This window comes from Bartonella florencae (assembly GCF_000312525.1).
In the GTDB taxonomy this organism is placed as follows: domain Bacteria; phylum Pseudomonadota; class Alphaproteobacteria; order Rhizobiales; family Rhizobiaceae; genus Bartonella; species Bartonella florencae.
The window spans coordinates 608,116-618,824 of record NZ_HE997452.1; the positions used below are offsets into that span (position 1 = coordinate 608,116).

The following is a 10,709-nucleotide window of genomic DNA, read 5'->3' on the forward strand; positions in this document are numbered from 1 at the left end:
GCAGGCTTCGCAGGCTTCGCAGGCTTCGCAGGCCTTCGCAAGGGCCTTTCCGCAAGGGCCTTTCCGCAAGGGCGGTTGTGTTAGAGCCTTCATAAAGTGGGCTTGCTGTGTTTTGGGGCTGGATAATGGGGCGGGAGGAAAAAGTTCTTGCGGATCTCTTATCTTGTATCGTTTTTTCCTTTTATAACTTACAACGTTTTTATTACTGTTTTTATCACTTTTTAAAGAAAAATATCAAAATAAGTATCCGGAACAGACAAGCGATAAACAATTCCTTCTTCGTTCAATGTGAAAGAAGCCGAACCATTGACAGAGGCGGGAACAATCTTTTCTAGAACAGCACTGCCAAAACAAGCTTTTTGATCGTTAGAAAGAATTGTGCCTGCTTCAAAATGTTCATTCCAAGTGATGAGAAGTTCCATTTTTTCATTCATTTTTGTGTGGATTTCACAGCTTACACATACACGACCCTTTTCTTGTGATAGTCCACCAAAAGAAAGAGAATTCACAATGAGTTCGTGAAAAGCTAAACCAATATGTAATGCCGCATTGGGAAAAAGATAAGGATCTACACCTTCAAAAGAAAAACGTGCTGTTTCTTTCATCAAGTAGCCTAAAGCCTGCGTTTGTACCAATTCACGAAATTGCGCTCCACGCCAATCAGAGTCGGTGATGAGATCTTGAGAATGAGAAAGAGAATGGAGGCGACCTTGAAATTTGCGTAAGAAAATCTGCAGCGATTCCGTATAGCGTGCTGTTTGACTGGCAATGCTTTGAATGATGGCAAGAAGATTTTTAGAACGATGACTCACTTCTCGAAGTAGAATTTTTAATACTTGTTCACGCCGACGTAATCCTGAAATATCAACACCCGTGGTGATAATACCAATGATGTCTCCATTATCATTACGGTGACAATCAATAGAAAATTTATACCATATCGCTTGTTTGCTCATATCTTCAAAGCGTGCTTCAATGGTTTGCATTTTGCCGGTGGCTAGAACCTGTAATTTAATGGTTTCCATATTGTCCGCAATATCAAGCGAAAAAAAATCACTGTCGCGACATCCCATACGCCATTTATTATGCAAATGCTGCGGCAAATTTTCTGCCCATAAATAGACCAAATTGGTTGTCTGATATAATACGCAAATATCAGCGCCCCGTATCGCTTGCATCAGAGCGCTTAAGTGCGATTTATCCACCGGTGGCTTTTGAAAAGGTGTAACGATCATAGTGAAGATGTTACCCTGTCTTAGGCCGCTTTGGACGCATTCTCTTGAAAGAATAAAGCCTGCGAAATAAGCGCTTTTACCATATCAGGATTAAAAGGTTTGGTGACTAAAAAAGTCGGTTCTGGACGCTCGCCGGTCAGGAGCCTTTCAGGGAAAGCTGTGATAAAGATCACTGGTATGCGGTCTTTTTGCAAAATGTCATTGACCGCATCAATGCCTGAACTGTTATCGGCTAATTGAATATCAGCCAAAATTAATCGTGGTTTTTCTTTATGATACAGAATGACAGCTTCATCACGGGTTCGTGCTATGCCTACTACCTTATGGCCAAGACTCTCTACCATTTGTTCAATATCCAGCGCAATTAGAGGCTCATCTTCTATAATCATAACTTGTGTGGCTATTTGTTGAGAAATATCCGTCGATGCTTGGCTGAGAAGCTTGCGGAACTCTTTTGCCTCAAGAGACATGATTTCACTGGCTTCTTGTTCATTAAAACCTTCTACGGCAATCAATAAAAAGGCTTGGCGTGCACGCGGCGTTAAATACGATAATTTCGCGCTGGTTTTTTGTTCAAGACCAAATTGTGGGAGCGGCTCTGGAATATTGGGTGTGGTTTGGTCAAAAAGATGGCAAAAAAGCCAATAGGTCCCAATACGGTCACTGGATTTTTGCGGAAAAATCGAAATATCTGTAATCAGTGCTTCCAACATCGCTGAAACATAAGCATCGCCAGAGGTTTGGCTGCCTGTAACAGAGCGGGCAAAACGTCGAAGATAGGGAAGATGTGGTGCGATGCGCGTGGATAATGACATGTTTTATAACTCCTTTGACCTTTGAAGTACTTTGGTAGTTGAAATCTTTGAGTGATGAAAAAGTTCCTCTCTTCGTATGGAACTTTTTACAGACAACTATATTTACAACCATAGAGCGAAAATCTTCTCGGCACTACTTATATTATATGGATTAGGGGGACAAAAAATGAACGACCGTGATGAAAAAAATCTCACCAATCACTTCACGTTTGGAGAGGATCTTCTTGGTGCCAATAGCGAAATAGGGCGAAAATTACGCCAGTTTTACATGGAAATTCAAGAAGAGGCACTGCCACGGCGTTTGTTGGAGCTTTTGGACAAACTGGAGCACGCAGAGCAATTTGCTTTACACAATGTGGAAAAGGTTTAAACCTTTATGGCAGAGTGCGTGAAAAATTTTAAACAGGAACTCCTGTTGGTTCTCCCAGCTTTGCGAGCTTTTGCTCTTTCTTTAAGTAGCAAGCATGATAAAGCAGAAGATTTGGTCCAAGATACTATTATGAAGGCGTGGGCAAAGCAGGATAGTTTTGAAATGGGCACCAATCTTAAGGCTTGGCTTTTTACAATTTTGCGCAATGAATTTTATAGCCAAATGCGGAAAAGAGGAAGAGAAGTTCAGGACAGTGATGGGGTGTTTACCCAAAATGTCGCTGTTCATCCTGCCCAATATGGATCGCTCGATTTGCAAGATTTTAAAAAAGCCTTAAATATGCTCTCCGCCGATCAAAGAGAAGCCATTATTCTTATTGGGGCATCAGGTTTTTCTTATGAAGATGCTGCTGCTATTTGTGGCTGTGCTGTGGGAACAATTAAAAGTCGTGTGAGTAGGGCACGTAATCGCCTGCAGGAACTCCTCAAGGTGAATGGTAAATCTGATTATGGACCCGATGCTTATTCGGCAGGGAGTACATTGTGTTCATTTAACGGCTAAAAAAGTATAATAATTATGGTTGATAGCCTTGTTTTTTTTATTCCCGTTATAGCTATTACAGTAAAGTCAGTATCTGAGGAAATGCAGAAGTTTGCTCTGTAACCTTAGGAAAATAAGGAAAGTCTGTATGAAAATTTCTCGCGGGCTTTTTGCATTAGGTTCCATAAGGGTGCCTTCCTTTGTGCTGAAAAATGACGATTTTCAGGTTCGCCAATGGAAATTCTATGACAACAAAGACGAATTTGCTTCCTCAAAATCCCTCTTCTGATGCAAGTATCTCAAGCTGGCGTTGGCTGGCTATTATTGTTTCTCTGGTGATGGCTCTTTTGGCTTCTGTTTTTATTATACTGCTCTCAAATGCCGTTGATCGAGAAATTGCACAGTTGAATACAAGTTCAGAATTGCGCGAACAGGCCGATTTGGCGCTCATTAGCTTAATCGATATGGCTATCGCGGATCGTAGCTATGCAAAAACCCGAAAACCAGAAGATAAAGCACATTTTGAACATGCTGCACGAGAACTTCAGGATATCCTCGATTATACGGAGCTTATTGTTTATGCACATCCCCAATGGTATGAGTGGTTTACGGCTTTTAAAAAGGAAGTACAAGCACGAAAAGATTTTATGAATGCCCATATCCATGCTCTGGATACGCTCCCAGAACAATCTTCTCAAACAGCTGATTCTTTAGAAGTTTCTAGGATCTCGGTATCGCGTTTAGCCCAATTAATGACAAGCTTTATTAATGGCGATGATGTGGTGCGGCAAAAACAGCGCGAGGGGATAGCATTTATGCGGGCTGCTTTAACACTCGCTGCCATTGTTTCTGTCGTGAGTACTTTTATTTCCGCTTATTTTGTCATTAATCGTTTTCGCCGTGATATACGCTCTTTAAAAATGTATCAATTGCTGCTGCATAGCGAAAATGCCGCTCTTGAAGCACGGGTTAAAGAGCGGACACAAGAATTGGAAAGTGCACGCAATCATGCAGAAAAAGAACGCCAACGTGTTGAAATGTTGTTACAGGATGCAAGCCACCGTATTGGCAATTCTCTTGGTACGGTGTCTTCTTTGCTGGGCCTACAATTAAATCGCAGCAAAAATGAAGAAGTGCGTTCTGTGCTTGGGGCTGCACGCGACCGTATCCAAACAATCTCTACAGCACATCGTCGTTTGCGCTTGGGTGATGATATGGAAACAACTCTCTTGGCAGAGTTTCTCAGTTCCGTGGTGCATGATGTCGAATTGGCTGTCCCTTTTGAATTGCGGGAAAATATCACCATTCACACAAATTTTAAAGATTGTCGTCTCTCTTCAAGAGATGCCACAACCCTTGGAATTATTCTTGGTGAATTGCTGACAAATTCTTTAAAACATGCTTTTCCTGATCATCGCGCCGGTCATATCTATATCTCCTTTGGTCCCGAGCCAAATGGACAATTGCTGCTTATTGTTGAAGATGATGGGGTGGGCATGAAAAGCCAAACTTCAAAGCAAAAAAACGGTCTTGGTCGTTTGGTGGTGGAACAGCTTTGTATGCAATTTGGTGAAAAACCTCTTTTCCAAACTTCTGCTTTGGGAGGCACAAAAATTGTCATTCCTTTACCAAAACTCAATATAGCTGGTGCAAAGGATACAAACCCTTCATAAAGGAACAAAATTCCTTTGTGTTTGTTAAGGTTAAAAGCAAAAGCACCCTTATAAATTACTACAAGTGCTCAACACAGAATTGATGCTTTTTAAATCTTTGACTAACTTTGGTGTGCCTGTTTTACCATTATATGCTTTGACGTGAATGTTTTTCCCCTCTACTTCGATGAGGTAATAGTCCCCATTAAAGAGTGCCCCTGCCGTGTAGATAGGAATATTTCCGAAAACCTTATCATCTTGTCCACGGCAATAAATTCTCTGATGTTCGTGTCCTACAAAGATTGCTTTTACATTATAACGTGTAATGATGGATTTAAAGGAAGCGAGACTTTTCATATTTTTGGGGTGGAGAAAATGCGAGTCATTATCTTTAAAATAGGGACGCGCATCATGAAAGTTGAGAATGCTTACTTTCCCCCTTTTCTGGGCTGCTGCTAAATCTTTTTGCAGCCAATCTAAAGCACTCGTTATTTTTGCTCTCATATGGCCATCAGATAAATGCACCGTATAAATTGGATAATTGTGCAGCTGTACATAGTGAATATCTCCATAATCCCATGAGTAGCTTAAACTGCCCGTTATAAAATAATGCGCCGTTTCAGTGTGAAGGAGCGGACGAGAAATCACATGTTGATTGAACTTGGGCAAAGAACTGCTATATTTTTCCATTTCTTTTAGCATTCTTTTCACAGCACTCACCGCACAGGCATCCTTTGAAAGATTTGATAGCGGTATCATACAATCACCAACATTGTTGGCATAATCGTGATTGCCCAGTCCTTCATAGACAGGGTAAACCATGTCTTTATAGACATCTGCATAATCTTCATAGGTTTGGGGGCGACCAAACTCTGTTAAATCGCCGTTTACGATATAAAATGCAACAATATGAGATTTTAGCGCTGCTGCAACTTTTCTATTTGTCTTGAGCCACGGTTCCCTGTTGCTGTATGCGTTAGGATTCCCAGAATTCAAACGCCATGGTTGTGGATCTGCAGCTATGATAATGTTATAATTTTTAGGTGTCTTTCTTTTTACATACCAAATTGTTCTTGCATTATCACCCACTCCTTCCATCCGTTCAAAAAAATAATCTTTGTTGCTTGAGGTAGCGGAATATTCATTGGTACCCCTATAGGGGTTATACCATCGGAATTTTAATATCGTTCCGTCATCGGCTACTTTATATTTAACCCATCCCCCAGCGCCAAAAAGCCAAGCATTCGATGTTGTTGCCGCTTTTCCCGCTGTGCCAGGTGGAATTATATTCGAAGGCCCCATATTCCACCAAGACCCACCTCTTTTCCATTCTCCGCGTTCTATCCCTTTATCAATTAAGATCATAGAAGTTGGTGGATCGCTCAGATCATTAACAATGTATACATCCGTTGAACGATCATCAAAGGCAATTCGTTTCGGTTTAGGTAATTTTTCGACAAATTTTTGTCTTGTTTTGTGAGTCACAGAAAGATCTTGCGCATGAGATGGATAAGGCTTCAACCAAACAACAATGATCAACGAAAGCGTTGTAATAATTCTCTTTTTGTCTTTCATAAAATTTCACCCAAAATAAAACAACTTCAGAAAATTTTTGGCAAGGGCGATATCATAAGAGGCGCTTGAATCCATTTTTCATGCATTACGTTCCTCTTTATTGAGACAATGTGGTCTGTCTAAAAATAAACTGAACTTGAGAACAATTCATGGATGAAATGTTCTGTCCATTTATGCATTTTGTTGTTGTATAAGCGATATTTCATCTTTCTTACCGCAAACTATGGGGAGAATTTCAAACAAAGATTTATGGTTTTTATATGGTGTATTTTAAAAGAGTGATCACTGAGCGGGTCATATTTATATCGCCTTTGGTCCTGAGCCCAATAGACAATTGATGCTTATTGTTTGATGCTTATTGTTGAAGAATATGGGGTGGGAATGAAAACAAATTTCAAAGCAAAAAAACGGTCTTGGTCGTTTGCTGGTGGAACAGTTTTGTATGCAATGTGGTGAAAAATCTCTTTTTCAAACTTCTGCTTTGGGAGGTACAAAAATTGTCATTCCTTTGCCAAGACTGAACACAGGCGGTGCAAAAGATGCACCGCCCAAAGCTCTCTTTGAGAGTTTCTTTTGTTTGTTAAGGCTGAAAAAAATGCCTTTATAAATTACTACAACTCTCAAACAATTCTGTGTAAGTATCTATCTCACCCAAATCCTCGATCAAAGTGGGTTTTCCTGTTCTGCCATTATAAGCCTTAACATGAATGTTTTTTCCCTCTACTTCGATGAGGTAATAGTCTCCTCTAAAGAGTGCCCCTGATGTATAAACAGGGATATTTCCAAAGACTTTGTCATCCTGCGCGCGACAAACGGTTTGATAATGCGTATGACCGGCAAAAATTGCTTTGACATTATGAGAGGTAATGATTGATTTAAAGGCCAATAGATTTTCAATGTTTTGGGGATTAATAAAATGTGAAGAACTCTTAGGAAAAAATGCCATTGCATCGTGGAAGTTTATAATTGTAATTTTTCCTCTTGCATCAGCCGCAGCTAAATCTTTTTTTAGCCAATCCAAAGAGCTCTTAACTTGGATAACCTTATCACTTTGTTTTAGATTAACCGTATAAGTTGGATAGTTGTGAAGTTGTACGTAGTGAACATCTCCATAATCCCATGAGTAACTAAAACTTCCTTCTATAGAGTGAACAGATTTGTAAGAAGCGTCACTCAACTCCTTAATATCTTGATTGAAATGCGGCAGTTCCTCACTATATTTTTTGATTTCTTTGATCATTCTAGAGAGAGAGTCTATGGCACATGCATCGCCTGAAGAATTCTGTTCTTCAGGAAGCGTACAATTGCCGACATTATTCGCATAATCATGATTGCCCAGTCCTTCATAAACAGGAGCATCAAGTTTTTTGTAGATATTTGTATAACCTTCGTAGGTTTCTCTACGACCGTATTCTGTTAAGTCACCATTGATAATATAAAAATCTGCTTTTTGTGATTTTATTGCTTGTGCAACCTTCTTATTTTTCTTGAGCCACAGTATTTTGTTTTTTTCTCCGTGAGGATTACCATAATCCAAGCACCATGCTTGTGGGTCGGACATAATGATAGCAGTATAGTTTTTCTTAGAAATTTTCTTTGAGCTGTTTGAAGATATTTTGGTATTATTAACAGAGGCAATTCTCGCTGTTGGTTGATGTGTTAAATTTACAAACTGGTTTTTTGATTTTGTTCCATCATGTGCTGTATTTGGAATTATTTCCCCTCCGTTGGCACAGTTTGTATAACTTAATATTGCTGAAAAAATAATACTTGTTGTTTTATACTTGTATTTCATCAAATTAACCCCTCAATTACTTTTTATGTTTATTAATGCCGTAGAAAATTATAAATACATTATAAACAATTTGTTGTTTTGTAAAATATATTTCCATTAAATATTAATATATCATATTTTTTTTAATTCCAATATGTTTTTAATTTCTTGAGATTTTTCTTTTTTGATGAGATTGAAAAAAGAAATGCAATGTCATGAATAAGGGATGAGATGACAGAAATGATGGGGGAAATTACAAAATAAAAATTACAAAATAGAGAAAGTCGTTCAAAGGGACAGAAATTCTTTTTGTCCGTGACTTTCTTGGTTTTAGCAAATTTTCTGTGGTCTATGAATCTGATAGGATATGAGCAGTTTATTTGAGATCATTTCCCTTGGGAGGAGAGTTTTAAGCAGGATCTCGCTTGAAAAAAGAGTTCATTTTGAAAGATTTGCTTAAGAAACATCTCCTGATGGTGTTGCTGGGCTGCTTAACAGAGAATCAATATTGTTTTTCTCCTCTAAGAATGTTTGTAGATCTTGATTGGTTAAAGCTTTACTGTTGGGGATACGAATGCGCATGGGGTCAACTTTTACGCCATTGACAATGATTTCAAAATGACAATGGGGACCCGTTGCCATTCCTGTTGTTCCAACATAGCCAATAACTTGTCCTTGACGGACTTTTGCACCCAGTTTGATCTCTGGTGCGTAACGGCTTTGGTGGGAATAGCTGCTGATATATCCATTGCTATGTTGAATTTCCGTATGGTTTCCATAGCCTCCTGTTACGCCTATTTTTACGACAACACCATCTCCTACAGCAATAATGGGAGACCCTTTTGGTGCTACCCAATCAACGCCTGTGTGCATGCGAACATACCCTAAAATAGGATGTTTGCGTGGTCCAAAGGGAGAGCCAAAAACACCATTGGGTGTGGGTTTGCGCAGCAAAAAGGGTTTAGAACTTTTTCCTTCTGCATCGTAGTAATCGACGCTGCCATCTTTTGATTGATAACGGTAATATTTATAGGTTGTATTGCCAAAGGTGACACTAATATAACGAATTTCAGGATCTGTGTTTGTGGAGACTCCCTTTGTTTTGAGATTCTTTTTGTCATTTTGGCTTTCTTTGTTGTTTTTTGCTGTCTCATTTTGTTGAGGGATGGCATAAAATATTTCTAGCTGATCGCTCGGTGTTATCCGGCTTTTCATATCAATGTTGGTGGCCAGCAGACGAATGAGATGCTGGGAGAGAGATTGTGAGACATTATGACTCAGCAGCGCCGTGTAGAGTGCATCATAAGCCGTTGGTAATTGTGCACTGCTGACATAAGAATGGGGAATACCATTCTGAAAAGCTGTTTGAAGCACTTGCGACATTGTGGGCTCTGCACTTTCAACAAATTGCCCTTTATCATTGAGGGCAATGGTGAGAATGTGATATTTCCCTTGATAAATACTCGCGCGCACCAGATGATCTTCTTCTCCTGCTTGTGTGATGATACCAATGCGTAAAAGGCTTCCCTCTTTAAGGGTATCCGAATGGTTCAATTTTGTTAAAGAGCTAACAACCTGTTCAATTTGTTTCTTTGTGTAGTTGGTATTTTTGAAAACATCGGCTATTTTTTGCTTTTTGCGAATAGGAAGAAGATCTTCCGCGTAATTTTTCGTGAGGTCAATGCGGCGGCTTTGAGGGGAAATGGTCACATTTTCTTGAACAATGCGTACCTCAGGGGACTCAAATTGAGAGGGCGAAGACAAATCTTCTAATTTTAAAGGATCAATGAGGGTGTAAATTGAAAGAAGTTCACCGCTTTTTTCTAAAGCAAATCCAGCTTTTTTTAATTCTTGTTGTGCTTCATCATCTGTGAGGGCATCTGCATCATTAAAGTTTGTTTGATCAATAATAAAATCATAATTGCGTAGGGTTATTTGGGTTTCTACCTTTGCCCCATAAATATGTCCAGAATCTTGTGATGGAGTAGCTTGAATTTTCGAATCAGTGGCAAACATGCTGAGAGAATCAAATTTAGGATAGCTATATTGCTTAGGGCGATCTTCAGCTAAAGCCATGCGAATCCATTCAAACTGTTGTTTTTTAATGATTTTTTCTTGTCCCTTTTTTTGCACAATTGATAGTTCAAATTGGCGTTTGCTATCAAAGCTTTGCCGCGCATGGGTGGGAGAAATACGGTCACTTTTGTATCCATTTGCTTCAGGATCTTGTTTTTGTAAGAGGTTTTCTAACGTAAACCATTGGGGAGGTGTTACCAAGAGTTGTTGCCCATCGAGCGCAGCAAAAAGAGCAATGCCCATCAGAATACAGGAAGTGATTCCTGTGAGAACCGTTCCTGTGAGCCAACGGACAGAAACTTGCCGACGCGCTGGGAGCAAGCGTTTTACGACAAGAGCGGGGTCATGCCCAGGATCATTTTTCTGTTGTTCATTATCCCACATAAATTTTTAGAGTACTTTTCAAATTAAATCATAAAAGACGAGTATAGCTTCATATATTTTTACAATAATTTGATTCTTTGATTAGAGAGAATGCAAATCCTTAATTTATACAGCTATCATTTTTCTCATCATAATAGCGAAGAAAGGCAGAAGAGCAATAACAGTGTTGAATTAAGGATGTAAAAACCGTAAAAATGTCCCTTTAATTACATGCTAAAAGTACTTTATTTAAAGGCTACAAAGCTCGCTTTATGCAGCATCCTTTCAAAAGATACAGAGGATTTTTTT

At 39.3% G+C, this 10,709-nt stretch carries 8 protein-coding genes and 1 pseudogene; 4 read left to right on the forward strand and 5 right to left on the reverse strand.

Features of this window, described 5'->3' with window-relative positions:
* Window positions 1-221 precede the first annotated feature (221 nt).
* Complete coding sequence (locus tag BN202_RS05460) at window positions 222-1,235, reverse strand: PAS domain-containing sensor histidine kinase (RefSeq protein WP_019219599.1); 1,014 nt, start codon at window positions 1,233-1,235, stop codon at window positions 222-224.
* Between the two features lie 20 nt (window positions 1,236-1,255).
* The gene (locus tag BN202_RS05465) at window positions 1,256-2,050 is read right to left on the reverse strand and encodes a response regulator (RefSeq protein ID WP_019219600.1); all 795 of its coding nucleotides are present in this window, start codon (window positions 2,048-2,050) and stop codon (window positions 1,256-1,258) included.
* Window positions 2,051-2,216: 166 nt separating this feature from the next.
* Here BN202_RS05465 and BN202_RS05470 point away from each other — a divergent pair, with 166 nt between their 5' ends.
* The 3 genes from BN202_RS05470 (at window position 2,217) to BN202_RS05480 (ending at window position 4,633) form a co-directional block, all read left to right on the forward strand.
* Complete coding sequence (locus tag BN202_RS05470; protein ID WP_019219601.1) at window positions 2,217-2,420, forward strand: NepR family anti-sigma factor; 204 nt, start codon at window positions 2,217-2,219, stop codon at window positions 2,418-2,420.
* Window positions 2,421-2,426: 6 nt separating this feature from the next.
* Window positions 2,427-2,981 carry an RNA polymerase sigma factor gene (locus BN202_RS05475; protein ID WP_019219602.1) on the forward strand — a complete coding sequence of 185 codons (555 nt, stop codon included), beginning with the start codon at window positions 2,427-2,429 and terminating at the stop codon, window positions 2,979-2,981.
* Between the two features lie 224 nt (window positions 2,982-3,205).
* Window positions 3,206-4,633 (forward strand): sensor histidine kinase, encoded by a 1,428-nt coding sequence (locus BN202_RS05480; RefSeq protein ID WP_019219603.1) that lies wholly within the window; start codon window positions 3,206-3,208, stop codon window positions 4,631-4,633.
* A gap of 48 nt (window positions 4,634-4,681) precedes the next feature.
* Here BN202_RS05480 and BN202_RS05485 read toward each other — a convergent pair whose 3' ends face one another.
* Window positions 4,682-6,187, reverse strand: coding sequence for a metallophosphoesterase (locus BN202_RS05485; RefSeq protein WP_019219604.1), 1,506 nt, complete (start codon window positions 6,185-6,187; stop codon window positions 4,682-4,684).
* Between the two features lie 292 nt (window positions 6,188-6,479).
* Between BN202_RS05485 and BN202_RS10330 the strand changes: the two are divergent.
* A pseudogene (locus BN202_RS10330) lies at window positions 6,480-6,794 on the forward strand (hypothetical protein); the annotation flags it as partial.
* On the opposite strand, the gene BN202_RS05490 reads toward BN202_RS10330, so the two are convergent.
* A complete protein-coding gene (locus BN202_RS05490; protein WP_019219607.1) occupies window positions 6,789-7,982 on the reverse strand; it encodes a metallophosphoesterase family protein in 1,194 nt (397 codons plus the stop codon). The pseudogene BN202_RS10330 and the gene BN202_RS05490 sit on opposite strands and share 6 nt — an antisense overlap.
* 435 nt (window positions 7,983-8,417) lie before the next feature.
* Window positions 8,418-10,421, reverse strand: a complete 2,004-nt coding sequence (locus tag BN202_RS05495) for a M23 family metallopeptidase (protein ID WP_019219608.1) — start codon at window positions 10,419-10,421, stop codon at window positions 8,418-8,420.
* Window positions 10,422-10,709 lie beyond the last annotated feature (288 nt).

Bases quoted from the DNA above. Each gene is read 5' to 3' on its own strand.
- BN202_RS05460 (WP_019219599.1), bottom strand. From the start codon at position 1,235: ATGATCGTTACACCTTTTCAAAAGCCACCGGTGGATAAATCGCACTTA.
- BN202_RS05465 (WP_019219600.1), bottom strand. From the start codon at position 2,050: ATGTCATTATCCACGCGCATCGCACCACATCTTCCCTATCTTCGACGT.
- BN202_RS05470 (WP_019219601.1), top strand. From the start codon at position 2,217: ATGAACGACCGTGATGAAAAAAATCTCACCAATCACTTCACGTTTGGA.
- BN202_RS05475 (WP_019219602.1), top strand. From the start codon at position 2,427: ATGGCAGAGTGCGTGAAAAATTTTAAACAGGAACTCCTGTTGGTTCTC.
- BN202_RS05480 (WP_019219603.1), top strand. From the start codon at position 3,206: ATGACAACAAAGACGAATTTGCTTCCTCAAAATCCCTCTTCTGATGCA.
- BN202_RS05485 (WP_019219604.1), bottom strand. From the start codon at position 6,187: ATGAAAGACAAAAAGAGAATTATTACAACGCTTTCGTTGATCATTGTT.
- BN202_RS05490 (WP_019219607.1), bottom strand. From the start codon at position 7,982: ATGAAATACAAGTATAAAACAACAAGTATTATTTTTTCAGCAATATTA.
- BN202_RS05495 (WP_019219608.1), bottom strand. From the start codon at position 10,421: ATGTGGGATAATGAACAACAGAAAAATGATCCTGGGCATGACCCCGCT.